Source organism: Geodermatophilus sp. CPCC 205761 (assembly GCF_051383655.1).
In the GTDB taxonomy this organism is placed as follows: domain Bacteria; phylum Actinomycetota; class Actinomycetes; order Mycobacteriales; family Geodermatophilaceae; genus Geodermatophilus.
The window spans coordinates 16066-38605 of sequence record NZ_JALPKQ010000008.1; the positions used below are offsets into that span (position 1 = coordinate 16066).

26 protein-coding genes are annotated in these 22540 nt (G+C 73.9%); 12 read left to right on the top strand and 14 right to left on the bottom strand.

The window, feature by feature from the left end:
* Window positions 1–40 precede the first annotated feature (40 nt).
* The 5 genes from MY526_RS06590 to MY526_RS06610 all read right to left on the bottom strand — a co-directional run bounded on the left by MY526_RS06590 (window position 41) and on the right by MY526_RS06610 (window position 4698).
* Entirely contained in the window at window positions 41–1219 is a 1179-nt protein-coding gene (locus MY526_RS06590; RefSeq protein WP_436694709.1) for an ABC transporter substrate-binding protein, read from the bottom strand.
* A 150-nt stretch (window positions 1220–1369) separates the two neighbouring features.
* Window positions 1370–2077 (bottom strand): ABC transporter ATP-binding protein, encoded by a 708-nt coding sequence (locus tag MY526_RS06595; protein ID WP_436694710.1) that lies wholly within the window; start codon window positions 2075–2077, stop codon window positions 1370–1372.
* Window positions 2070–2837 carry an ABC transporter ATP-binding protein gene (locus MY526_RS06600; protein ID WP_436703512.1) on the bottom strand — a complete coding sequence of 256 codons (768 nt, stop codon included), beginning with the start codon at window positions 2835–2837 and terminating at the stop codon, window positions 2070–2072. Before MY526_RS06600 ends, MY526_RS06595 begins: the two co-directional genes overlap by 8 nt.
* Window positions 2834–3850 carry a branched-chain amino acid ABC transporter permease gene (locus MY526_RS06605; RefSeq protein WP_436703514.1) on the bottom strand — a complete coding sequence of 339 codons (1017 nt, stop codon included), beginning with the start codon at window positions 3848–3850 and terminating at the stop codon, window positions 2834–2836. Before MY526_RS06605 ends, MY526_RS06600 begins: the two co-directional genes overlap by 4 nt.
* Window positions 3847–4698: a branched-chain amino acid ABC transporter permease gene (locus MY526_RS06610; protein WP_436694713.1), complete on the bottom strand. Its 852-nt coding sequence runs from the start codon at window positions 4696–4698 to the stop codon at window positions 3847–3849. The genes MY526_RS06605 and MY526_RS06610 overlap by 4 nt, the downstream gene beginning before the upstream one ends.
* Window positions 4699–4982: 284 nt before the next feature.
* On the opposite strand from MY526_RS06610, the gene MY526_RS06615 reads away from it, so the two are divergent.
* Window positions 4983–5975 (top strand): endonuclease/exonuclease/phosphatase family protein, encoded by a 993-nt coding sequence (locus tag MY526_RS06615; protein WP_436703516.1) that lies wholly within the window; start codon window positions 4983–4985, stop codon window positions 5973–5975.
* A gap of 25 nt (window positions 5976–6000) precedes the next feature.
* Here the strand turns inward: MY526_RS06615 and MY526_RS06620 are convergent, their stop codons facing one another.
* The 3 genes from MY526_RS06620 to MY526_RS06630 form a co-directional block, all read right to left on the bottom strand.
* On the bottom strand, window positions 6001–6459 hold the full coding sequence (locus tag MY526_RS06620; RefSeq protein WP_436694715.1) for a hypothetical protein: 459 nt from the start codon (window positions 6457–6459) through the stop codon (window positions 6001–6003).
* A 93-nt stretch (window positions 6460–6552) separates the two neighbouring features.
* The gene (locus MY526_RS06625) at window positions 6553–7569 is read right to left on the bottom strand and encodes an aldo/keto reductase (RefSeq protein ID WP_436703517.1); all 1017 of its coding nucleotides are present in this window, start codon (window positions 7567–7569) and stop codon (window positions 6553–6555) included.
* 57 nt (window positions 7570–7626) lie between these two features.
* A complete protein-coding gene (locus tag MY526_RS06630) occupies window positions 7627–8646 on the bottom strand; it encodes a zinc-binding dehydrogenase (RefSeq protein ID WP_436703519.1) in 1020 nt (339 codons plus the stop codon).
* Between the two features lie 172 nt (window positions 8647–8818).
* On the opposite strand from MY526_RS06630, the gene MY526_RS06635 reads away from it, so the two are divergent.
* From MY526_RS06635 to MY526_RS06660, 6 genes are all read left to right on the top strand, one after another.
* Window positions 8819–9715: a helix-turn-helix transcriptional regulator gene (locus MY526_RS06635; protein WP_436703521.1), complete on the top strand. Its 897-nt coding sequence runs from the start codon at window positions 8819–8821 to the stop codon at window positions 9713–9715.
* A 103-nt stretch (window positions 9716–9818) separates the two neighbouring features.
* On the top strand, window positions 9819–10277 hold the full coding sequence (locus tag MY526_RS06640; protein ID WP_436694719.1) for an SRPBCC family protein: 459 nt from the start codon (window positions 9819–9821) through the stop codon (window positions 10275–10277).
* Between the two features lie 95 nt (window positions 10278–10372).
* The gene (locus MY526_RS06645; protein WP_436703523.1) at window positions 10373–13135 is read left to right on the top strand and encodes an ATP-binding protein; all 2763 of its coding nucleotides are present in this window, start codon (window positions 10373–10375) and stop codon (window positions 13133–13135) included.
* An 89-nt stretch (window positions 13136–13224) separates the two neighbouring features.
* The gene (locus MY526_RS06650; protein ID WP_436703524.1) at window positions 13225–13920 is read left to right on the top strand and encodes a hemerythrin domain-containing protein; all 696 of its coding nucleotides are present in this window, start codon (window positions 13225–13227) and stop codon (window positions 13918–13920) included.
* 1 nt (window position 13921) lies between these two features.
* On the top strand, window positions 13922–14332 hold the full coding sequence (locus tag MY526_RS06655; RefSeq protein ID WP_436703525.1) for a hypothetical protein: 411 nt from the start codon (window positions 13922–13924) through the stop codon (window positions 14330–14332).
* A 31-nt stretch (window positions 14333–14363) separates the two neighbouring features.
* Window positions 14364–14885, top strand: a complete 522-nt coding sequence (locus MY526_RS06660; protein WP_436703526.1) for a DoxX family protein — start codon at window positions 14364–14366, stop codon at window positions 14883–14885.
* Between the two features lie 49 nt (window positions 14886–14934).
* Here MY526_RS06660 and MY526_RS06665 read toward each other — a convergent pair whose 3' ends face one another.
* The 3 genes from MY526_RS06665 to MY526_RS06675 all read right to left on the bottom strand — a co-directional run bounded on the left by MY526_RS06665 (window position 14935) and on the right by MY526_RS06675 (window position 16606).
* Window positions 14935–15789: a phosphotransferase gene (locus MY526_RS06665; protein WP_436703528.1), complete on the bottom strand. Its 855-nt coding sequence runs from the start codon at window positions 15787–15789 to the stop codon at window positions 14935–14937.
* Window positions 15786–16013, bottom strand: coding sequence for a hypothetical protein (locus tag MY526_RS06670; RefSeq protein ID WP_436703530.1), 228 nt, complete (start codon window positions 16011–16013; stop codon window positions 15786–15788). Before MY526_RS06670 ends, MY526_RS06665 begins: the two co-directional genes overlap by 4 nt.
* Window positions 16014–16351: 338 nt before the next feature.
* Window positions 16352–16606, bottom strand: a complete 255-nt coding sequence (locus MY526_RS06675; RefSeq protein WP_436694726.1) for a hypothetical protein — start codon at window positions 16604–16606, stop codon at window positions 16352–16354.
* Between the two features lie 106 nt (window positions 16607–16712).
* Here MY526_RS06675 and MY526_RS06680 point away from each other — a divergent pair, with 106 nt between their 5' ends.
* Both MY526_RS06680 and MY526_RS06685 read left to right on the top strand, forming a co-directional pair.
* Window positions 16713–16985, top strand: a complete 273-nt coding sequence (locus MY526_RS06680; protein ID WP_436694727.1) for a YciI family protein — start codon at window positions 16713–16715, stop codon at window positions 16983–16985.
* A gap of 96 nt (window positions 16986–17081) precedes the next feature.
* Window positions 17082–17483: a hypothetical protein gene (locus MY526_RS06685; protein WP_436694728.1), complete on the top strand. Its 402-nt coding sequence runs from the start codon at window positions 17082–17084 to the stop codon at window positions 17481–17483.
* Window positions 17484–17523: 40 nt separating this feature from the next.
* Here the strand turns inward: MY526_RS06685 and MY526_RS06690 are convergent, their stop codons facing one another.
* A complete protein-coding gene (locus MY526_RS06690; protein ID WP_436694729.1) occupies window positions 17524–17817 on the bottom strand; it encodes a hypothetical protein in 294 nt (97 codons plus the stop codon).
* 239 nt (window positions 17818–18056) lie between these two features.
* Between MY526_RS06690 and MY526_RS06695 the strand changes: the two genes are divergently transcribed.
* Window positions 18057–18260, top strand: a complete 204-nt coding sequence (locus MY526_RS06695; RefSeq protein WP_012948038.1) for a cold-shock protein — start codon at window positions 18057–18059, stop codon at window positions 18258–18260.
* An 89-nt stretch (window positions 18261–18349) separates the two neighbouring features.
* On the opposite strand, the gene MY526_RS06700 is transcribed toward MY526_RS06695, so the two are convergent.
* Entirely contained in the window at window positions 18350–18814 is a 465-nt protein-coding gene (locus tag MY526_RS06700; protein WP_436703531.1) for a hypothetical protein, read from the bottom strand.
* A gap of 91 nt (window positions 18815–18905) precedes the next feature.
* The gene (locus MY526_RS06705) at window positions 18906–19556 is read right to left on the bottom strand and encodes a hypothetical protein (RefSeq protein WP_436694731.1); all 651 of its coding nucleotides are present in this window, start codon (window positions 19554–19556) and stop codon (window positions 18906–18908) included.
* Between the two features lie 266 nt (window positions 19557–19822).
* Between MY526_RS06705 and MY526_RS06710 the strand changes: the two genes are divergently transcribed.
* Complete coding sequence (locus MY526_RS06710; protein WP_436703533.1) at window positions 19823–21886, top strand: histidine kinase; 2064 nt, start codon at window positions 19823–19825, stop codon at window positions 21884–21886.
* Complete coding sequence (locus MY526_RS06715) at window positions 21873–22529, top strand: response regulator (RefSeq protein WP_436694733.1); 657 nt, start codon at window positions 21873–21875, stop codon at window positions 22527–22529. Before MY526_RS06710 ends, MY526_RS06715 begins: the two co-directional genes overlap by 14 nt.
* Window positions 22530–22540 lie beyond the last annotated feature (11 nt).

Here is a 22540-nt window from a genome sequence, read left to right on the forward strand (position 1 = left end):
TCCCGGCGCCCGGGGCGAGAGCCGGGCGCCGGGGCAACGGTCAGGCGTCGGCGGCGACGAAGGCCCCCTCGCGCACCACCGTGAACGTCAGCGCGTCGGGCATGGGCATCCCGTCGTGGTCGTCGCCGGAGAAGGAGTAAGGCGCCAGCGCGGCACCCTCCACCTCGATGCCCGCGGTGAGCGCGTCGTTGATGGCCGGGCCGTCGGACTCGCCGGCCTGCTCGATCGCCGCGGCCAGCACACGCGCTGCGTCCCCGCCCGCCAGGTCGGCGAACCCGTAGGTCGGCGTGCCACCGGCAGCCTCCACGAGGGAGTAGAGCTCCTCCTGGCCCGCGGTGAGGCTGCTCGGGTTCAGCACGTTGACGGTGATCAGCCCGTCGGCCGCGGCCCCCGCGGCGTCGACGAGTGCCTGCTGGGACATCCCGATGCCGCCGTACATCGTCGTCTCGAGTCCGACGTCGGCCGCCGCGCGCAGGAAGCTGCTGGCCAGGCCGACCGACTGCAGCTGCAGGATGACGACATCGGGATCGGCGTCCCGCAGCCGGGTCGCCTGCGGCGTCACGTCCGTCGCGTCGATCGCGGCCGAGGCGATCTCGACGATCTCGACGCCGCCGCCCTCCTCCTCGGCCAGTTCCTGCAGCACGTTGGTGCCGTACTCGCCGTAGGCGTCGTCCTGGGTGAAGATCGCGATCCGCTGGTGGCCCTCCGCGACGACCCGGTCGAAGAGGGCGGGGATGGTCTCGCCGTCGTTGTTGGTGATCCGCCACGTCCAGTCGAGACCCTCGGCGTCGTCGGCGGTCACCGCGACCGCGGCGGCGATCGCCATGATCGGCATCTCCTGCGACGCCGCGACCGGGGCCAGCGCCAGAGTCGTGCTGCTGGTGACGGCACCGATGATCGCGACCACGCCCTCATCCGCGAGCTCCGTGGCGCCCTGGGCCGCCCGGGTCGGGTTCGTCTCGTCGTCGTAGACCACGAGTTCGACGTCCCTGCCGAGGACGCCGCCGTCGGCGTTGATGTCGTCGAACACAGCCTGCGCCGCGTCGCGCATGGGGATGCCGAACGCGGCGGCGGGACCGGTGAGCGAGGAGACCATGCCGATCCTGATCGGCTCGTCGCTGCCGCCGCCGGAGCCATCGTCGTCCCCTCCCCCGCAGGCGCTGAGGAGCAGGACCGGCACCGCAACCAGCAGTGCCGACGAGCGTCGGACCCTGAACATCCCGTACCTCCAGTAGACGGTGGTGCTCCCTCCGGGACGGCGTCCCGGCGTGGTCTGGTGCCGCACCCGCGTCCGGCAGCGGCCGGAGTGGAGGCGTGCGGCATCGCCCCGCGGCGAGCTGCTGCGCCGCGGGTGGTGTGGGTGCGGCGGTCAGCCGGCCATGAAGAGCTCGAACAGCGCGTCGGCGTCGCCGCGCAGCCGGCTGCCCGGGCCGATGTCGACCATCCGGCCGGCCGACATCACGCAGTAGCGGTCGGCGATCTCGGCGGCGAAGCCGACGTTCTGCTCGACGAGCAGGACCGCCAGGCCACGGTCCCGGAGCACCTCGAGGGCTGCCACGATGACGTCGTAGATGCGCGGCGCGAGGCCCTGCGTGGGCTCGTCCAGGACCAGCACCGTGGGGGCGGCGACGATCGCCCGGGCGATGGCCAGCATCTGCTGCTCCCCGCCGCTGAGCGTGCCGGCCGGCTGCGTCCAGCGGTTCCGCAGCACCGGGAAGAGCTCGAGCGCCGCATCGATCGACGACGCCCCCGACCGGTCCAGCATGCCGCCGAGCCGCAGGTTGTCGGCGACGGAGAGATCCGGGAACAGCCCCCGGTTCTCCGGCACCAGGGCGAGGCCTGCCCGGGCTCGCCGGAACGCCGGGAGGCGGTCGACCCGACGCCCGCCGACCGTGACCTCCCCACGTCCGGCGACCCGACCGGCGAGGCACTCGACGACGCTGGACTTCCCCGCCCCGTTCGGGCCGAGCAGCGCCAGCACCTCCCCCGGGGCGAGCTCCAGGTCGACGTCCCGGGCGACGGTGATCGAGCCGTACCGGGGCGACACCCCCCGGCACGACAGCGCGGCCTCAGTCATGTGCCCCGACCTTCCCGAGGTAGGTGTCGATGATCGTCTGGTCGGCGGCGACCTCCGCGGCGCTCCCCTGCATGAGCAGCCGGCCCTGGGCGAGCACGGTGACGCTGTCGCTCACCTCGCGGACGAAGCCGAAGTGGTGCTCGATCAGCAGCACCCCGATGCCGTCGTCGGCGAGCGAGCGGACCGTCCGCGCCAGGAGCTCCTGCGCGGCGTCGTCCACCCCGGCGGCCGGCTCATCGAGCAGGACGTACCGCGGCCCCATGGCGACGGCACGGCCCACCTCGAGCAGCCGCAGCATCCACACCGGGACGTCGGCCGCCCGCCGGTGCCGCGCGTCCTCCAGCCCGAACTGTCGCAGGACCTGCTCGGTGCGCTCGCGGGCCTGCACCTCCCGCCGGCGCATCGCCGGCGTCCGGAGCAGGGTGGCGAGCAGGCCGGAGCCCGTGGTGGACCAGGCGCCGACGAGCACGTTCCCCCCGAGGGTGCGGTCCAGCTCGACCCGCGGCGTCTGGAACGTCCGGGCGATCCCACCCGCGGCCCGCCGGTGCGCCGGCACGCGCTCCTCCGCGGTCCCGTCGACGGTGATGCGCCCGGTCGTCGGCTGCACGTGCCCGGTGATGCAGTTGACCAGGGTGCTCTTCCCGGCGCCGTTGGGCCCGATCAGCGCGGTGACCTGGCCCTCGGGGACGCTCATCGTGACGTCGGTCAGCGCGTGGAGCCCGCCGAACCGGACGCTGACACCCTGGACCTCGATGCTCATGCCGGGCTCCCCGTGCGCGCGGCCGCGGCCTCGGACCGCTCCTGCACGACGGCCGGTCGCGCATCGTCCCCCGCCGCGCCCGACCGTCGGAGCCGCCGCCCGGCCGACCGCCAGTCCGAGCCGAGCACTCCGTTCGGGAAGAGCATCAGCGCGACGACGAGCAACGCGCCGTAGAAGACGCCGCGCAGCTCCGAAGCGGGCACCAGATCCAGGACCACCACGAGGACGGCGGTGCCGAGTACCGGCCCGAGGACCGTGCGCTTGCCCCCGATGATCACCATCATGACCACCTCGAGCGACAGCAGGACGGGGAAGGAGTCCGGCGCGAGGAAGCTGCGCGTGGAGGCGTAGAGCCAGCCGGCAGACCCGGCGATCGCGCCACCCAGCGCGAAGACCACCGACAGCCGGGTGGTGACGTCGATCCCGAGGCTCCGGGCGAGCGTCGTGTCCGTGGCCACCACGCGCAACGCCCGGCCCTGCTGCGAGTGCACCAGGTGCGACACGACCAGGACGGCCAGCACGAGCAGGACGGCGCCCGTGACGGCGGCGCCGGCCCGGTCGCTCATGAACTCCCAGGAGTCGATGCCCGCGATACCGATGAAGCCACCGGTCAGCTCACCGCCGGCCGCGATCGCGTGGCCGATCACCTCGGCGAGCAGCAGCGTCGCGACGGCGAGGGCCATGGTGGACAGCCGGACGATCACCCGGGCGAGCACGAAGGCGAGCACCGCCGGGACGACCAGCGCGGCCACCAGGCCGAGCCACAGCGGCAGCTCCCACTGCGTGGTCACGATCGCCGTCGCGTAGGCGCCGACGGCCGCGAAGGCGCCCTGTGCCACGGAGAGGATCCCCGCCTGCCCGTAGACGAGGCCGAGCGAGACCGCGACGAGACCGGTGGTGCAGACGACGAGCACCAGATCGAGGTCCGGGCGGCTCTGCCAGGTGAGGGCGAGGACGACCGCCAGCGCGAGGGCCAGCACCGCCACGGGACGGTGGGTACGGAATCGGGTCACGGCCGCTGCACCCCCACCCGCACGTCGAACCGGCCGCTGGCCAGGACGGCGACGATGAACAGGAGCGGGACGATCGGCACGACCGTCGCGGGCAGGTACCCCGCGCCGAGCGACTCGACGACCCCCAGGACCAGCCCACCGACGATCGCGGTGACCGGACCCCGCATCCCGAAGATGATCAGCGCGCCGAGGCCCAACAGCGCCAGCGGCAGACCGGCGTCGTAGGCGAGGCCCCGGCTGGCCACCAGGAGGAGCCCACCGAGGGCCCCCAGCAGGCCGGAGAGGACGAAGGCCGACAGCTGGACGAGGCGGACGGGGATGCCCATCAGCTCCGCGTCCCGCGGACTCGATGCGCAGGCACGCATCCACCGCCCGAGGGGCGTGCGCCGCAGGCCGAGGACGAGCAGGCCCCCGACGAGCAGGACGACCGCGAGGATGAGGACGCTGACCGGGCGGATCCGGAGGGGCCCGATCTCCCAGACGCCCTCGAGGAAGGGTACGAAGACGGGATCGAGACCGAACGCTGCCTGGCTGAGGGCGACGAGTGCGAAGAGGAGGCCCACGCTGGCCAGCACGGGCCCCATGTGGTCGCCCGACGGGCGACTGCGGAGGACCAGGAACACCACGCCCATGAGCCCGCCGGCGGCGGCCCCCAGAGCCAGCCCGGCCAGTGCTCCCCCGAGCCCGCCGACGGTCGCGCCGGTCAGCCCGCCGGCCACCGCGTAGCCGCCGATGGCCAGGTCCATGGTCCCGGTCGTGCTGAAGACCAGGCTCAGCGGCACGGCCATGAGTCCGTAGATCGCGCCGAGGGACAGCCCGATGACGAGGTACTCGACGAGGGTGGTCATCGGCGGCGTCGCCCCGTCGTGGCACTCGCGAGGGGTGGAGGGACACGGCGCATGGTCAGGGTCCTCTGCAGTGTGCTGTGCGTCACGCGGATGCGTGGCGACACACTACGATCAGAGATACTCAGGACACAAGAGTGTAGAGCTACATTGACAGCGACTCGACACTCGCTTCTGTAGAGCTTCAGGTCCACGGTCGCGTGCAGAGTCCGGTCGGAGCTCGGTGACGGAGCGGTGACGCGCTCTGGCCGAGGATGCCGACGCGCCGTGATCGGGGGTGGCTTGGGATGGACGTCAAGGTCGGCACCTTCAACGTGCTCAACCTGGCCCGGCCCGGCGAGCGCTACTACCCCGACGAGGCGCCGTACTCGGCCGCCGAGTACGAGAAGAAGGCGACGTGGATCGCGGGCCAGTTGGCGCTCATGAGGGCAGACGTGGTCGGCTTCCAGGAGGTGTTCCACGAGGAGGCCCTGCGCGACGTCTGCTCCCGGTCAGGTCAGTTCCCCGACGGCACCGTCGTGGCGCCGGGCGCCGACGGGGCCAGCGGTCCACGGCTCGGCCTGGCCAGCCGGCTGCCCACCGAGCCGGTCACGGCGATCACCGACTTCCCCGCCGGGATGGACGTGGCCGTGGACGGTCTCGCCCTGCCGGTCGGGACGTTCAGCCGTCCGGTCCTGCGCACCCGCGTGGTCCTCGACCCCGCGGAGGGCACGACGGCGACGGTCTTCGTCGTCCACCTGAAGTCCAAGCGCCCGATCCGCGACCCGCAGGCGCCCGAACACGACCCGCGCGAGGAGGCGCTGGGCAAGGCCCGGGCGCTGATCCGTCGCGCCGCCGAAGCGGCGGCCCTGCGCTTCCTCGTGCTCGAGGAGGTCACCGGGAACGCGCAACCCGCGATCGTCCTCGGCGATCTCAACGACGGCGCCCGCGCGGTCACGACGGACATCATCATGGGCGACTCGCCCTCACGGTTCTGGCCGCGCGATCCCGACGACCGGAAGGCCTACTGGGACCGGCTGCTCTACTCCGCCTACGAACTCACCGTTCGCCGGACCGGCCGCGATGTCAGCTACACGCACATCTTCAACGGGCACTACGACAATCTCGACCACATCCTCGTGACCCAGGAGTTCTACGAGCGCAATCCGCAACGCATCGCGGATGTGGTGGACCTGCGGTACTTCAACGACCACCTGTTCGACAGTCAGCTCAGCAACGACCGCCGCGATCGGATCGCCTCCGATCACGCGCAGATCGTCGCCGAGATCCGCCTGCGTTGAGCCCCGACCGGCGTCGACGGAGGCCTCACCCCACGCGCCATCCCTGCACCGACCCGTCGAGAGACGGCAGGTTCCGGGACCACGCCCGCGTGAGATGGCTCTCGATCGTGTACGGCCCGCTGAACGTGTCCGACTCGGCGTCGTGTTCGACCGCACCGGTGAGGACGAGGGTGGCCACGGAGTTGCCCTCGGCATCCCGGATCAGCGCGCCGCACGTCACCGCCGCGGTCCGTTCCCCCGTGGACGTCCAGGTGCCGAAGCCCGTGCCGACCAGCAGGTGCTCGGTCGAGACCGCCTGATCGGGTACCGGGTAGACCGGCGAGACCGACACGCTGGCGGTGCCGTCCGCGGCGAAGGCGGCGACCGCGTCGGCGAACAGGATGTTGATCAGCTCCCGCTCCAGCGCCGACGGCGGCTCACCGACCCGGACGTGGAGGAACCACGCGCCGACCAGGAAGGCCGCGCCGCCCTGTGGTCCGTTCATCCCGCACCTCCACCAGGACCGGATCTCCGGATCGCACCGCAGAGGCTGATCCTGCGGTCACGGCCGTCACCCGAACGTCACTGCCCCACTCCGTCAACGCCGACGTGCTGCCGGCGTGAGCTCATGGGCGCCGTAGCTGTTGTCGTCGGGGTTCACCGTGACGCCAGGGGCGACGAGCTCGTCGATGCGGTCGAGGACCTCCGTCGACAGCTCGATCCCGGCCGCCGGGAGGTAGGACTCGAGCTGTGCCATCGTCCGCGGGCCGACGATCGCCGACGTGACGCCCGGGTGGCGCAGGACGAACGCGATCGACATCTCGATGAGACTCATGCCCGCCTGCTCGGCGAGCCGCGCGAGTTCCTCGACGACGTCCAGCTTGCGTTGGTTCGCGGGGCTGGTCATGTCGAACCGGGCGCCGGGTCGAGCGCTGGACGCCGGCGTCGGGGCCGCGTCCTTCCGCCACCGGCCCGACAGCCAGCCGCCGGAGAGCGGGCTGTAGGTGAGCGTGCCCATGCCGTACCGCTGCGCGGTCGGCAGGACGTCCTCCTCGATGCCGCGGACGAGGATCGAGTACGGCGGCTGCTCGGTGACGAACCGCTCCAGCCGTCGCTCCCGGGACGCCCACTGCGCCTCCACGATCTGCGAGCCGGAGCAGGAGGACGACCCGAGGTAGCGGATCTTCCCCTGCCGGACCAGGTCGGTCAGCGCTCCGAGGGTCTCCTCGACGTCGGTGTCCGGGCTCGGCCGGTGCACCTGGTACAGGTCGATGTGGTCGGTGCGCAGCCGCCGCAGCGAGTCCTCGACCTCGCGGATGATCCACCGGCGGGAGGCTCCGCGGGAGTTCGGGTCCTCGCCCATCGGCATGAAGAACTTGGTGGCCAGGACGACGTCGTCGCGGCGGCCCTCCAGCGCCTCCCCGACGATCTCCTCGGAGACGCCGCCCGAGTACACGTCGGCGGTGTCCACGACGTTGATCCCGGCGTCGAGGGCGCGGTGGATGATCCGGACCGAGTCGGCACGGTCGTCGTTGCCCCACGGGCCGAACATCATCGCCCCCAGGCACAGGGGACTGACCTGCACGCCGGTGCGGCCGAGTGGACGGAGCTGCATGGCGGTACTTCCTTCTCGTCGTGGAGGCTGCCCGCGCCCGGGCTCCTCGGTCTCCGGTCAGGGGCGGACGAGGACCTTGAGCGCGGTCCGCTCGTCCATGGCCCGGTAGCCCTCGGGGGTGTCGTCCAGACCGACCGTCCGGTCGAAGACGCGGCCGGGCTCGATGCGGCCGTCGAGCACCTCGGGCAGCAACTCCTCGATGTAGGAGCGCTGGGCGCCGGGCCCGCCGGTGAGCGTGAGGTTGCGGCCGAACAGACTGAAGCCGGCCGGCGCCTCGTCGTACTGCGGCACGCCCACCCGGCTGATCACGCCGCCGGCGCGGACCGCGCCGAGGGCCATCTCGTACGCCGAGCGGTGGCCGACGCACTCCAGGACGGCGGAGGTGCCCAGCCCCCCGGTCAGCTCGAGCACCTTCGCGATGCCCTCGTCTCCGCGCTCGGCGACGACGTCGGTGGCGCCGAACTCCCGGCCCAGGTCGGTACGGACCCGGTGGCGGCCCATGAGGACGATCTGCTCGGCGCCCAGCCGCTTGGCCGACAGCACCGCGAGGAGGCCGACCGCGCCGTCCCCGATGACCGTCACCGACGACCCCGGGCGGACCTGTCCCCGCACAGCCGCGTGGTGGCCGGTGATGAGGACGTCGGACAGCGTCAGCAGCGAGGGCAGCAGCGCCGCGTCCTCCCCCACCGGCACCGGGACCAGGGTGCCGTCGGCCAGCGGGACGCGGACCGCCTCGGCCTGCGCCGTCCGGAAGAAGCCGCCGTGCACGCAGGACGTGGTCAGGCCCTCGCGGCAGAACTCGCAGGTGTTGTCGAAGTACGCGAACGGCGCGATGACGAAGTCGCCGCGGCGGACCGTGACGACGTCGGAACCGACCTCCTCGACGACGCCGATGAACTCGTGGCCCATCGTCGTGCCCTCGGGCGAGGCCGGCATGGAGTGGTAGGGGTGCAGGTCGCTGCCACAGACGCAGGTGCGGACCACGCGGACCACCGCGTCGGTCGGGGACTGCAGCGTCGCGTCGGCCAGGTTCTCCACCCGGACGTCGACGGCGCCGTACATGACTGTTGCTCGCACGTTCCCGTGCCTTCCTGTTGCGGTCGGTGGTCGACGGGATCCGCCGCGGGAGCGGCACCCGGTCCCGTCTCCGGTCCAGGGAAGCCCGGATGCCGTCAGCCAGGGAGAGCCTGTCGTTCCGGGTACTCGCAGTGCCTCCCTCGCGCCCGGATGAGCTGCCTACCGTGGGGGCGTGAGCAGGACCGACCTGAGCGCGGAGATCCGCGACTTCCTCAGCACCCGACGGGCGCGCATCACCCCCGAGCAGGCCGGGCTGCCGGTCTACGGCGGCAACCGCCGGGTGAAGGGACTGCGCCGCGAGGAGGTGGCGATGCTCGCCGGCGTCTCGGTCGACTACTACGTCCGCATGGAGCGGGGCGGCCTCGCCGGCGCGTCGGAGAGCGTGCTCGGCGCCCTGGCCGACGCCCTCCGTCTCGACGAGGCCGAGCGCACCCACCTGTACGCCCTCGCCCGGGAGAGCGGCGCCCGCGGCACCTCCCGCAGGCGCCCCGCCCAGTCCGCCGTCCAGCCGCAGATCCAGCAGCTGCTGGACGCGATGACCGACGCGCCGGCGTGGGTGCGCAACGGCCGGCACGACATCGTGGCGATGAACCAGCTGGCCCGCGCGCTGTACTCCCCCGTGCTCGCCGATCCGCGCCGTCCGGCCAACACGACGCGGTTCGTCTACCTGCAGGCCGAGGCGGCTCAGGATTTCTTCGTCGACTACGACCGGGTCGCCAACGACGCCGCCGCGATGCTGCGCCTGGAGGCGGGCCGCAACCCGCACGACAAGGCCCTCATCGAGCTGGTCGGCGAGCTCTCCACCCGCTCCGAGCTGTTCCGCCGCCGATGGGCCTCGCACGACGTGACGTTCCACCGCAGCGGCCAGAAGCGGCTCCGCCACCCTGTCGTCGGCCAGCTCGACCTCGACTTCGAGGGCATGGAGCTGGCCTCGTCGCCGGGTCTGCACCTCAACGTCTACACCGCCGCGGCCGGCACCCCGGCCGCCGACGCGCTCAAGCTCCTCGCCTCCTGGGCGGCCTCGCAGGAGCAGCTGCCCGCCGAGACCGCCTCTGCCGTGGCGGACTGATCGCCGCGGCCCCGACGACTCGCGGGGACCGGCCTCAGCCGCGGAGGTGGGGGCGGAGGGCATCGCGCTGTGGGGTGCCGTCCCCCGGTGTTTCGATGTCGGCATGACCAGCGACGAGGACGTTCCGCGCATCGCCACCGCAAGCCGGGAGATCGCGGCCGGCGCGGGGCGCATCTTCGAGCTCATCGCCGACCCGGCTCAACAGCCGCGCTGGGACGGCAACGAGAACCTGGCCGAGGCTGCCGACGGGCAGCGGGTCCGGGCCGTCGGTGCGGTCTTCACCATGACCCTCACGGGGGGCAGCGTCCGGGAGAACCACGTGGTCGAGTTCGACGAGGGCCGGCGCATCGCGTGGAGACCCGCAGAGCCGGGTCAGGAGCCGCCCGGGCACCTCTGGCGGTGGCAGCTCGAGCCGATCGACTCGTCGCGGACGCGCGTCACCCACACCTACGACTGGACCCGGTTGACCGACGAGAAGCGCATGTCCCGTGCCCGGGCGACCACGGCCGACAAGCTGGCGGCCTCGCTGGCCCGGCTCGCCGCCGTCGCCGAGCGGGGGTGACACGCACACCTGCCCGCCAGGTCCCACCGAACGGCTGAGGAAGCGGGGGCCGAAGGCCGTACCGGTGCGTGGGCTGCAGTGCCACGCTCGCACGGGTGGACACCACCGACGCCGGGCGTCTGGAGATCCACGGCCGGCTCGCCGAGGAGGCGGCGATCGCGGCGGTCATCGAGGGTGCCCGGGCCGGTCGGAGTGCACTGCTCGTCGTGCGGGGACCTCCGGGGATCGGGAAGTCGACGCTCCTCGAGCACGCCGTGCAGGGCTCGTCCGATCTGTCCGTCCTCAGGGCGCGCGGTGTGGAGTCCGAGACCGAGCTGGCGTTCGCCGCCCTGCACCAGTTGCTCCTCCCCGTGCTCGGACACGCCGACCACCTGCCCCGGCACCAACGCGCGGTCCTGCGGTCGGCACTGGGGATGGAGGACTCCCTGGAGGGGCCCGTCGTCGACCGGTTCCTCATCGCCGTGGCCGTGCTCGGCCTGCTGGCGACCGCCGCCGAGGAGCAACCCGTCATCTGCCTGGTCGACGACGCCCACTGGTTGGATCACGCGTCGGCGGCGACCCTGCTGTTCGTCGCCCGCCGACTGGGTGCCGAGCGCATCGGGTTCGTCTTCGCTGCCCGCGACCCGGACCGCCACTCGTTCCCGACCGCCGATCTGCCCGAGCTCCGGCTCGAGGGCCTGGACGTGGACGCAGCCGTCGCACTGCTGGGTGAGCGGACCGGTCGACCCGTCCACCACGGCGTCGCCCGACGCCTCGTCGAGTGGACCGCGGGGAACCCGCTGGCCCTGATCGAGCTGCCCTCCGTCCTCACCGTGCAGCAGCTGGCCGGGGAGACGCCCCTGCCGAGCCCGCTCCCTCTGCCGCTCAACGTGGAGCGGCTCTTCAGCGAGCGGGTGCGGCGGCTGCCCGACGACGCCCGTGCACTCCTCGTCGTGGCCGCGGCCGAGGACACGGGGCGGCTGGGCCCGATCCTCGCGGCCGCCCGGTCCTCGGGGCTGCCGGCAACCGCGCTCGACGCGGCCGAGCGCGACGGACTGGTCGCGGTCCGGGAAGACGAACTCCGGTTCCCGCACCCTCTCGTCCGATCGGCCGTCTACCAGTCCGCCACGACGTCGGAACGCCGTGGTGCACACCTCGCCCTGAGTCGGGCCTACCGGGACGTCGGCGACGCCGACCGGCGCGCTTGGCATGCCGCCGCCGCCGCGTGGGAGCCCGACGAGAACGTCGTGCGTGAGCTGGAGCTCGTCGCGGCGCGTGCGGCCGGACGGGGAGGCTTCGGGGCAGCCGGTACCGCCCTCGCGCGCGCCGCCGAACTCAGCGCGGACGGGGGCGCCCGCTGCCGACGACTCGTCGCGGCCGCCGAGAACGCGTGGATGGCCGGTCAGCTCGGCCACGCTGCCGAGCTGTTGGAGTCGGCGAGGAGATGGGGGTCCGATCCACTCCTCCGGGCCGACATCGGCCGCCTGCGCGGCTGGTTGCAGTACAGCGTCGGCTCCCCTGCGGCGGCTCGACGCATCCACATCGAGGCCGCCGGGCAGGTGGGAGGGGCCGACGGCCGCCGAGCCCGGGAACTGCTGACGGCCGCGGCCGAATCGGCCTGGCTGTCACGCGACCGCGACTCGGGGATCGAGATCCGGACGGTCATGTCGACCCTCGGTCCGCTCGAGGAGGCGCGAGACGGCCCGGCCCAGGACCTGCTGTCCGGCTTCCTGCACCTGCTCGAGGGCAACACGCGCGCCGGCGTCAGACTGATCGCCGAGAGCATCCGGTCCGCCGAGCGGCTCGGCGACGGGCAGCTCATGGCGGCCGCTGCCCAGCACGCCCTCTATGTCGGTGACGACGACGCCGCCCTGCGGTTGAGCAGAGGGGCGGTCGCGCGGGCGCGCGCGAACGGCGCTGTGGCGGAGCTCCTCTTCGCGCTACCCCGGCTCGCGCACGCGGAGTTCCTCGCGGGCCACTGGACCGCAGCCGCCGCCGGCGCCGCCGAGACCGTGCGGCTGGCTCGCGGGGCAGGCCACGAGGAGCTGTCGGCTCTACCGCTGGCCTGGCTGAGCCTCGTGTCGTCCCTGCGAGGCGACGACGAGGACGCCGACACCCACGGGACGGAACTGGAGTCGCTGGCCGACGGCCACGAGCTCGGGGTCTTCCGAGCACCGTCGTTGGAGATCGTGCGCTGGGGTCGCTCGACCCGCAGGCTGCTCTCACCCCGGCCGGCCTCCGCCCTCGTCGATCTGGAGGGGCTCGCCCACCCCGTGGTCACGGCCATGGCGACCGTCGACCGGGTCGAGGCGGCAGTCCTCGCCGGGGACCTGACCGCGGCCCATCTCTGGTCGACGCGGATGGAGGACCTCGCCGAGGCCACCGGGGCTCCGTGGGCACTGGCCTCAGCGGCGCACTGCCGGGGCGTGGCCGCGGACGGCCCGGCGGCATGGGAGCACTTCACCGAGGCGCTTCGGCACCACGACTCGGCGCGTAGGCCGTTCGCACGCGGTCGCACACTCCTGGCCTACGGGGAGGCGCTGCGCCGGGCCCGCAAGCGCGTCGCTGCCCGCCCGTACCTGGGCGCCGCCATGGATCAGTTCCAGAGCCTCACGGCGACGGACTGGGCTCAGCGGGCGCGCCTGGAGCTGCGCGCGTGCGGCGAGACGACCGCCCGGCGGGGCGATCCCTCGGCGCTGCTCCGGCTGACCTCTCAGGAACTCCAGGTCGCGCGGTTCGTGGCCAGCGGCCTGCCGACCCGAACCGTCGCCGCGCAGTTGTTCCTCAGCCCCAGGACCGTCGACTTCCACCTGCGCAACGTGTTCGCGAAGCTGGGGATCAGTTCCCGGTCCGAACTGGCTGCCCAGTCGTTCGACTGACGGCGCCGGATCCCGGCATTTTCGCCGGTACCTGCGTCTGCGGAGCCCCCTAGCGTCGGCCCGTCGAGCCACTTCTCAGGGGGGCCGCCGTGACCACCGGACTCGAACCCGATCTCCGACCCAGCTACCTGGAACACCGGGCGATGCGCATCGACGCCGGTCGCCTCACCGCGCTGGTCTCCGCGGCGCAGCCGGACGACGCGGACCGGCTGTCGGCGCTGGGCTCGTGGTACGCCGGCTACGAGGGCGCGATCCACGACCACCACACCGCGGAGGAGGCCGTCATCTATCCCGCTCTGCTCGAGCGGGATCCCTCCTTCGCCGAGGCCGACGCGGAACTCGAGGGAGAGCACCGCGTCCTCGCCGACCGCCTCGAGGTGGCCCGCCAGAGCCTCGAGCGCCTTCCGTCAGCTGCCGGCGGAGGCAGGTGGGAGCGCGAGCGGGATGAGGACGTGCGAGCCACGCAGGCACTGGAGGCCATCCTCGCGACCCACCTCCCCCACGAGGAGGAGGTCGCGTTCTCCCGGTATCGGCAGGCATTCACCTCGGACGAGTTCGCCGACCTGGGCAAGGCGGCCTGGAAGGTCGTCGGCACGCGGGCGATCGTCTTCGCCGGCCCGTGGGTTCTCGACCACGCGACCGAGCAGGAGCGAGCGGAGACCCTCGCCGCCCAGCCCTGGCTGGTCCGCGTGGTCTACCGGCTCGCGCTCCGACCGCGTTACGAACGCCTGGCCCGGCCACTGCGCAGCACTCCACCACTGCGAGCCCGCCGCACGGAGGCATGACATGCCCACGATCCCCTGGCGCACCGTGACCACGCCCGCAGAACGGGCGAGCTACCTCGTGATGGCCAGCCGGCTGCCGCTCCGGTCCATCGCGAGAGTCCCCTGGTTCATGGGGCTGACCGTGTCCGTCGTCCGGCAGCTCGAGCGGACGGACGGGCTCGTGGGCTACAGCCTGCGCGCGCAACCACTGGCCAAGACGTTCTGGACCCTGTCGGCGTGGTCCGATGAGCAGTCGCTGGCGGCGTTCGTCAGGGAGATGCCGCACCGGGCGGTCATGGCCAAGCTCCGCCCGCACATGGGCGCCACGTTGTTCACCACGTGGACCGCTCCGGGAGCGTCCCTCCCTGTGTCGTGGGCCGACGCGACCGCCCGGCTGCTGGGCACCGTCGTCCCGCCTGCCCGTCCTCGTTGAACCTCCGGACACACCGTGGGGGTGCCCCGTGATGGTGTTGGCCTTCCTCGCCGGAACGTACGTCCTCGCTCGGCTGGTCCCCTCCCGCCGGGGCCGCCGGTCCTCGCCGGACGCCGCGCGGGCGGCCATGGCGACGGCCATGGCGGCCGCGGGCGCCAGCCACCTGGCCGATCCGCAGCCCTTCGTCCAGCATCTCCCCGAGTTCGTGCCCGCCCGGGAACGGGTCATCCTGGGCACCGGGCTGCTGGAGATGCTCCTGGGAGCCGGCCTCGCGGCCCCCACCCGCCGCCGCCGGGAGATCGCCCTCGCCCTTGCCGCCTACCTGCTCGCCGTGTTCCCCGCGAACGTCTACGTCGCGGTGGCCGGTGTCCGCATCGAGGGCCTGCCCGGTGCCTCGCACCCCTGGCTGAGGTTGCCGCTCCAGGCGGTCTACGTCGCCTGGACGTTCTGGGCCGTGCCCGGCGCCTGGGAGCTGATGCTCGATCGCGCACGGCGGTTGCGGAACGTCCTGTCGGACCGACAGCACGCGGGACGCGTGGCGATGGCCCGCTGAGGAACGTCGCCGGCTGCCGCCGGTCCGCACGGCTCCCCGATACGACGCATCACGCCGGCGGCCCCCCGGTGCCGGGGAACAGCCACGTCAGGCTGCGCCGGGCGGCGCGGAGGTACTCCTCGCGGCCGCTCTCGCGTCCGTAGGCGAGGTCTTCGAGAGCGGCGCAGCGGGCGAAGAACGTGATCCGGTCGCGAAACGCCGGGGTCTCGTGGCCGTACGCGCGCAGCACGTCGTCGAGGAACGCGGGGCCGAAGTCGCGGTACGGCCGGGCGAGGTCCAGCGCGGGGTCGGTGACCGCGGCGTCGGCCCAGTCGATGATCCCGGTCAGCCGACCGCCGAGCTCGAGGACGTGCTCCGCTCCGAGGTCGGCGTGAGCGAGCACCAGAGCACGTGCCGGGCGGGGCTGGGAGGCGTGCAGGATCCGCAGCAGCGGCGCGGCTCCGCCGAGGTCCTCCAGCCACGCCGCCGGCTCGGCGGGGTCGACCGCGGCGCGGTTGCCGACGTCGGCCGGGTCGATGGCGTGCAGCTCGCGGAGGACCGTTCCGAGGCGCGCCGCGGCGCCCTCGGGTGGTGTCCGTCCGAGCAGGGGCCGGCCGGGCAGGAGCGGGTAGGCGATCACCCCCTCGTCCGGATCGGCGAACAGGGGCGCGGGTACGGCGATGGACACGTGCCCGGCGACCAGCCTCAGCAACGCGGCCTCGCGGGCCACCTCAGCGGCCCCGTCGGGGTCGGCGACGCGGACGACCAGGTCCCGCGCCAGGAACGCGCGGTGGTCCAGCCCGCCGCCGAGCTCCTGCAGGTCGGCACCGCGGTACCGCGGGGCGTGGACGGCGACCGCACGCGCCGCGCGGGTCCGGAGGGCGTCGCCCACCTCCGGACCGCCGGTCCGATCCGTGGTGCTCATCGTCGGGACCCCGTCGGGTACGCGGATCCGGTCCCCCCTCGCCCCGTCGCGGACGGGAGGACACGGCACAGCACCACCGCGACGGCTCCGGTCAGCACGCCCCCGAGGGTGCCGGTGACCAGGCTGGAGAGGACGACGCTCGTGCGCAGGACCGCCTCCCGGGTGCCCGGGTCGACGGGCACGAACACGAAGAGCGCGTTGACGACGCTGCCCTCCTCGATCACCCCGAGATCGTGCAGGACCACCCGTGGTGCGGCGAGCGCGGCGAGCGTTGCTGGTGCCCGCCCTCATCGCGCGCCTGTGGATCGGCTGGGTCGGCTTCTCCCGGGCTCCGGGGCTGCGCGGGCTCCGAGGTTCTTGCCAGGTTCGGGCCAGGCGGTTGCCAGGTGGCTGCGCGAGGTTGCGACGCGTCGGCGGGGGGTTCCAGCTCAGAGAGGGGCCGGGCCACACATGAACCTGACAACGCAGGACCTGGTGATCGTCGCGATCCTCGCCGCCCTGATCCTGGCGATCGGACTCGCTCTCTGGAACGCCGGCCGGGAGAAGTAGCCCTTGGGGGCGGTCAGCCGAGGCTGCCGGGTGCTCCCGTGTGGAGGCAGCGCAGCCACGCGCAGTGGCTGCTCTCGTCCTGGTCGGGGTCGCTCCGGGCGACCGTGGCGACGCAGTGCAGGCCGGTCCAGATGCCCCCGCCGAGCAGGCCGAGCAGGACCAGCGTGGTGACCGGGAGCGCGGAGGCGGCCACCAGCCGGACCGCCACCCCGCCGAGCGCCAGCGCCGCCGCCGCGGTGGCGACCCACGCCACGCGAGCTCCGGTCACGGCCACAGCGTGGCCCGCCGCGGGTTAAGGCCACCCCAAGGAGGGGCCAAGATCGCCGCGCCCGCACGGCACCACGGGGGCCGTGCTGCCGCCAGGATGCCGGGTCATGAAGTACGTGATGACCTACCGCGCGGTCGAGGACTTCCTGCCGTTGGCGCAGCAGCACGGCCCGGCGCACGTCGCCCGGCTGCACGAGTTCCGCGACCGCGGCGTCCTGCTGATGGTCGGCACCTTCGACGAGCCGATGAACGGCGATGCGATGGGTGTGTTCACCAGCCGCGAGGCCGCCGAGGAGTTCATCGCCGGTGACCCGTTCGTGCAGAACGGCGTGGTCGCCGGCTGGACGGTGCGGCCCTGGAACGAGGTGCTGGCGCCCTGACCGCTCACCCGGACGGGTGACCGGACACCCCGCGGACGACGGCCGCCCTCCGGACCTGCCGTTGGAGGGAGGACCGGTCAGCGACGGAGGTGCACGGTGCGGGTCTCGTTCTCGGTGTACGGCGTGCTCTACGTCGTCGTCGAGATCGTCGGCGCGCAGCTCGAGTCGATCGGGTGGCCCCGGCTGACGCCCCTGGACGTCGCCACCGCGGTGACCAACGCCTGCCTGACGGTGGCCGTCGGCGTGGCCGTCCTGGTCGGGCTGGACGTCGGCGGACGCCGCTGGCGCCGCGCGGTCCAGGCCTGGCGGCAGGAACGGACCCGCCTGGCCGACCACCACTGGGAGGAACTGCCGCCGATCGGCGTCCCCTCGTGGCGGTCGGAGCCCCTGGCGCTGCCCGCGGGCCCGTCCTGGACCCCGTCCCCCATCCCGGGCGGCGACTACGCCGCGCCGATCTCCGGTCGCGCGTTCCCGGAGGAGCCCGGCCGGCTGCTCTGACTGTGAGTCTGGTCGGCGGACCCGCGCCTGCGGACCGTGCTCAGTCGACGAGCAGCGCGGCCCGCAGCCCGAGGTCGTGGACGGCCAGCGCGGCTCCCCGTCCGCGCCGGATCGACCACGCCAGCGCAACGGCGTCGGCCCGGCCGGACCGCGCACCCGGACGGTCGATGAGCCGCCCGATGTCGTCGCCGTCGGCACCGCCGCCGTCGGAACGCAGCAGCACCCAGCCGGCCTCCTCGAGGCGCTCGGACAGGTCGGCCTCGAGGTCGGCGTCGGCGAGGTCGTCGAAGTCGCACAGCGCGAAGGGGGCGGCGGGCAGCAGGGCGGCGGTCATGTCGGGAATCCGTTCCTCGGTGTGCCGGGTCCGTCCCGGCACAGAGGACTCTCCGGGCCCAGCCGCAGGTCACCGACGAGACAACCGCACGATCGCCGCAAGAAACCGATTCGCGCCGCGCCGACGATCGAGTGGCCCCCGGCACCCCGCAGGGGCGGTCGGACGACTATGGTCATCCCGTCGGGAAGGCCCTGCGCTATGGCAGGACCCCGATGCACCACCTCAGCTAGGAGCGAGCAATGCCCGAAGGAACTGTCAAGTGGTTCAACGCGGAGAAGGGGTTCGGCTTCGCCACCCCTGATGGCGGCGGACCGGACGTGTTCGTCCACTACTCGGCCATCCAGACCAGCGGGTATCGCTCGCTCGACGAAGGCCAGCGGATCTCGTTCGACATCGAGCAGGGCCAGAAGGGCCCGCAGGCTGCGAACGTCAACCCGCTCTGATCTCCTGATCAGCCGCTGACCACCCGGTCGGCACACAGCGCCCCCGCCCGGTCCTCCGGGCGGGGGCGCTGTCGTTTCACGGGGACGAGCTACCGCGCCCGCGGCACGTACCCCCCGATCAGCGCCGACATGAGCAGCGCCCCGTCGTCGGCCCCCACGGCGGTGGCCGCGTCGGCGAAGGCCCGCCAGCGGGCCCGCTCGACGTCGGTCGGCGCGTGCTCCGCACGGGCCGTCAGCTGCTCCAGGAGCCGCTCCCACTCCCCCTGCGGCGTCGGCCAGAGCCCGGCCAGCCGGCGGGCCTCCGGGGAGATGCCGGTGATCCGGACGATGTCCCCGGCGTGGTTGGTCAACGCCTCGGCGTACCCGGCCGACACCAGCGCCTTCGCCGCCGCGATCACCTCCGCCTTGGGCAGACCGCTGGCCGGCACGACCGAGCCGAGCAGATAGGGCGCGCCCCCGTGCTTGGGCTCGTCGACCAGGCGGGCGATGGCCCGCAGGACCGGCAGGTCGCGGGTGAACCAGACGTCGGGCAGCGGCGTGTCGGGCGAACTCACCGATCCAGTCTCCGCCGGACGCGACGGCGCCCCGCCACCCGGGTCACGGGGTGGCAGGGCGCCTGGTGAGGTGCTGGAAGGGGGTCCTCGTTCAGTCGCGGGCCCCGGTCAGCTCCGGCCGCAGGGCCAGCAGGACGCCGAGCGCGGCGTACCCGACCAGCAGGTGGCCGGCGGCGGCGTACGGCGAGAGGGCCGGCAGCGCCTGGGCGATCGGGATGTTGACCGGCGCCCAGCTCTCGGCGCCCAGGGGCCACCAGCGCGCGGCACCGGTCCACCGGCCGGCGATCGCGATGCGGATGCCGATGGCGAACATGCCGATCATCGACAGCGGCCAGAAGGCGTCCAGCGCCAGGAACCAGGCCTCCTCGCCGGACTGGGGGGCGATGATCCACGTCAACGTGGAGACGATGGCCAGGCCGAGGAGCACGTGCTCCGCGTGCAGGAAGAAGCGGGCCAGCCGGCCGGTGCCGGTCGCCCCGGTGCGCAGCTGCGCGCTGACGAGGGCGACCAGGCCGAGCTGGAACAGCAGCGAGGACACGTTGTAGGCCGTGCCCTCCCAGCCCGGAGCGGGGTTGAGGCCGAAGGCCAGGATGCCGGCCGCCCAGGCCGACGAGCCGACGGCCACGGCCACGCCGGCGCGGCGGACCGACCGCGTGGTCGCGGGCGGGCGGGCGGGCGTGGTGCTGGGGCCCGCCGGCGCGGCGTCGGTGCGGGCCGGAGCGGGGGTGGTGCTGAGGGACATCTCGTCTCCCTGGTCGTGGTCGCGGTGCCCGGTGCACCGCCTGGGAGAACCGTCTCGGGGCGGCGTCCCGGGCGCCCAGGGCGGACCGCCCTCGATCCCGTCCTCGATCCCGTCCCGGGCGACACGGGACACCTGCCTCGTGACGACCGGGACGGCGGCAGGCGAAGATCCTGCGCGTGCAGGCAGGTGTCCCGGTGGCCGGGCGGGTTCCGACGGCGCCGGAGGCCCCTCCCGCGCCGTTCCCGGTGCTGCCTCGGGCGGGCGACGTGCCCGGATGGGTCCGGTTCGTGGCCTGGGCGTCGGTCGTCGTCACCGTCGCCGCCGCCCTCGGCGCCGCCGTCCTCGACGTGGTGACGCCGGCCGCCGCCCGGGAGGCCGCGGGCGCCACGCCCGGCTGGGTGTTCGGGCTGCCGGGGGCGACGCTGGCGATCCCCGCCGCCCTGCTCCTGCACCGGGCCCCGCGCAACGCGGTCTCCTGGGTGGTGGGCGGCACCGCGGTGCTGTGGGCGGTCGACGGCCTCGCGCAGTCGTACCTGACCTTCGCGCTGCAGTACGACCCGCCGCTGCCGGGCGGGTCCCTGGCCTTCTGGCTGGTCCAGCGGTTCGGCGCCTGGCTGCTGCTCGGGCTGCCCCTGCTGCTCCTGCTCTACCCCGACGGGCGGCTGCCGGCCGGGCGGTGGCGTCCGGCGGCGCTGCTGAGCCTGGCGTCCACGGCGCTGCTGCCGACGCTGCTGATGATCGTGCCCTCGGAGATCGCCGACGCGCGGGCGGGTTCGCAGACGCGGGAGATCTACCGCTCCCTGGACCTGGACCCGACCAGCCTGCCGCTGCCCGAGGCGGTGGTCCTGCCGCTGCTGCGGTTCGCCTTCCCGGCCGCCGTCCTCGGGGTGCTCGTGCCGGTCGCCGTCGTCGTCAGCCGGTACCGGCGCGACACCGGCGAGGACCGCCGGCGGATGCGCTGGCTGCTGTGGGCCGCCGTCACCGACGCGCTGGTCATGGTCGGCACGCTGCTGGCCCCCGGCGACATCAGCTCGTTCACGCTCTCCCTGGCGGTGACCCTCACCGGAGCGGCCGTCGCCGTCGGCGTCCTGCGCCCGCAGGCGGTCGACATCGACCGGCTGCTCGGCGGCACGCTGGTCTACGGCGGGCTCGCGGTCGCCGTGGTCCTCCTCGACCTCGCGGTGATCGCCGCGGCCGGGGCGCTGCTCGGTGACCGGCTGGGTGACCGCGACGCCACCCTGCTGGCCCTCCTGGTGGTCACCGGGCTGTACGTGCCGCTACGGGCGCAGGCCTGGCGGCTGGTCCGCCGGTGGGTGCTCGGCGAGCGGGAGGACCCCTACCGCGTGGTGTCCGGCCTCGCCGAGCGGCTGGAGCGCTCCGACGGCCCCGACGAGCAGCTCATGGCGGTCGCCGCCGGCATCGCGGAGGCCTTCCGCTCGCCCTACGTCGGCGTGGAGGTCGACCAGCCCGGCGGCCGGCAGCTGCTCGCCGAGCACGGCCCGCGACCGGTCGCGGTGCAGTCGCTGCCGATCGCCTACCGCGGCGAGGAGGTCGGCCGGCTGCTGCTCCCGCGCAACGGCGTCCGCGCCCACCTGGTCACCCGCGACGAGGGCCTGCTCGCCGACGTCGTCCGGCAGGCCGCCGCGGCCGCCCGCGCCAGCTCCCTGGCCGCCGAGCTCCAGCACAGCCGCGAGCAGCTGGTCGCCGCCCGCGAGGAGGAGCGCCGGCGGCTGCGGCGGGACCTGCACGACGGGCTGGGCCCCTCGCTGGGCGCCGTCGTGCTCCGCATCGACACCGCGCGCAACCTCGCCGCGGCCCGCCCCGAGGACGCCGACCGCCTGCTCCGGCAGGCCCGCGACGACGTCTCCGCAGCACTGGCCGACGTCCGCCGGCTGGTGCACGACCTGCGCCCGCCGGCCCTCGACGACCTCGGCCTGGCCGGTGCGGTGCGCCAGCAGGCCGAGCGGCTGCTGGCGCCGCGGGTCGAGGTCACGGTGGACGCCGGCGACCTGGCCGAGCTGCCGGCCGCGGTCGAGGTGGCCGCGTACCGGATCGCCTCGGAGGCGCTGGCCAACGTCGCCAGGCACGCCTCGGCGAGCCGGGTGCGGGTGTCGCTGTCCTGCGACGCGGACGGTGCGCTGGTGGTCGACGTGGCCGACGACGGCGTCGGCATCGACCCGGCCGCGCCCGCCGGTGTGGGGCTGGTGTCGCTGCGCGAGCGGGCCGCGGAGCTGGGCGGCCGCAGCGCGGTCAGCTGCCCGCCGGAGGGTGGCACGGTGGTGCGGGCGGTCCTGCCCGCCGACGGAGGAGGGTCCGGTGTCCGAGCCTGAGGAACCGCTGCGGATCGCGGTGGTGGACGACCACCCGGTCTACCGGGACGGGCTGGCCCTGCTGCTCGGCTCGGTGCCGGGGCTGACCGTCGTCGGCACGGCCGCCGACGGGGCCGCCGCGGTGGAGCTGGCCCGCGAGGAGCAGCCCGACGTCGTGGTCATGGACGTGCAGATGCCGGTGCTCGACGGGATCGAGGCCACCCGGCGGATCACCGCCGAGTCGCCGTCGGTCGGGGTCGTCGTGCTGACCATGAGCGAGGACGACGGCACGGTGTTCGCCGCCGTCCGCGCCGGCGCCCGCGGCTACCTGCTCAAGGGCGCCGACCAGGAGGAGGTGGTCCGGGCGATCACCACGGTGGCCGGCGGGGGCGCGGTGTTCGGCGCCGCGCTGGCCCGCCGGATCGCCGAGTTCTTCGCCGCCGGGCCGACCGGGCCGGAGACCGCGTTCCCGCAGCTGACCGCGCGCGAGCGGGAGGTGCTCGACCTGGTCGCCGCGGGCCGCTCGAACGCGCAGATCGCCGCCACGCTCTACCTGTCGCCGAAGACGGTGCGGAACAACGTGTCGAACGTGCTGACCAAGCTGCAGGTCACCGACCGGGCACAGGCGATCGTGCGGGCGCGGGAGGCCGGGTTGGGCCGCTGACCGGCCGGTTC

Bases quoted from the DNA above. Each gene is read 5' to 3' on its own strand.
- MY526_RS06590 (WP_436694709.1), bottom strand. From the start codon at position 1,219: ATGTTCAGGGTCCGACGCTCGTCGGCACTGCTGGTTGCGGTGCCGGTC.
- MY526_RS06595 (WP_436694710.1), bottom strand. From the start codon at position 2,077: ATGACTGAGGCCGCGCTGTCGTGCCGGGGGGTGTCGCCCCGGTACGGC.
- MY526_RS06600 (WP_436703512.1), bottom strand. From the start codon at position 2,837: ATGAGCATCGAGGTCCAGGGTGTCAGCGTCCGGTTCGGCGGGCTCCAC.
- MY526_RS06610 (WP_436694713.1), bottom strand. From the start codon at position 4,698: ATGACCACCCTCGTCGAGTACCTCGTCATCGGGCTGTCCCTCGGCGCG.
- MY526_RS06615 (WP_436703516.1), top strand. From the start codon at position 4,983: ATGGACGTCAAGGTCGGCACCTTCAACGTGCTCAACCTGGCCCGGCCC.
- MY526_RS06620 (WP_436694715.1), bottom strand. From the start codon at position 6,459: ATGAACGGACCACAGGGCGGCGCGGCCTTCCTGGTCGGCGCGTGGTTC.
- MY526_RS06625 (WP_436703517.1), bottom strand. From the start codon at position 7,569: ATGCAGCTCCGTCCACTCGGCCGCACCGGCGTGCAGGTCAGTCCCCTG.
- MY526_RS06640 (WP_436694719.1), top strand. From the start codon at position 9,819: ATGACCAGCGACGAGGACGTTCCGCGCATCGCCACCGCAAGCCGGGAG.
- MY526_RS06655 (WP_436703525.1), top strand. From the start codon at position 13,922: ATGCCCACGATCCCCTGGCGCACCGTGACCACGCCCGCAGAACGGGCG.
- MY526_RS06660 (WP_436703526.1), top strand. From the start codon at position 14,364: ATGGTGTTGGCCTTCCTCGCCGGAACGTACGTCCTCGCTCGGCTGGTC.
- MY526_RS06665 (WP_436703528.1), bottom strand. From the start codon at position 15,789: ATGAGCACCACGGATCGGACCGGCGGTCCGGAGGTGGGCGACGCCCTC.
- MY526_RS06680 (WP_436694727.1), top strand. From the start codon at position 16,713: ATGAAGTACGTGATGACCTACCGCGCGGTCGAGGACTTCCTGCCGTTG.
- MY526_RS06690 (WP_436694729.1), bottom strand. From the start codon at position 17,817: ATGACCGCCGCCCTGCTGCCCGCCGCCCCCTTCGCGCTGTGCGACTTC.
- MY526_RS06695 (WP_012948038.1), top strand. From the start codon at position 18,057: ATGCCCGAAGGAACTGTCAAGTGGTTCAACGCGGAGAAGGGGTTCGGC.
- MY526_RS06705 (WP_436694731.1), bottom strand. From the start codon at position 19,556: ATGTCCCTCAGCACCACCCCCGCTCCGGCCCGCACCGACGCCGCGCCG.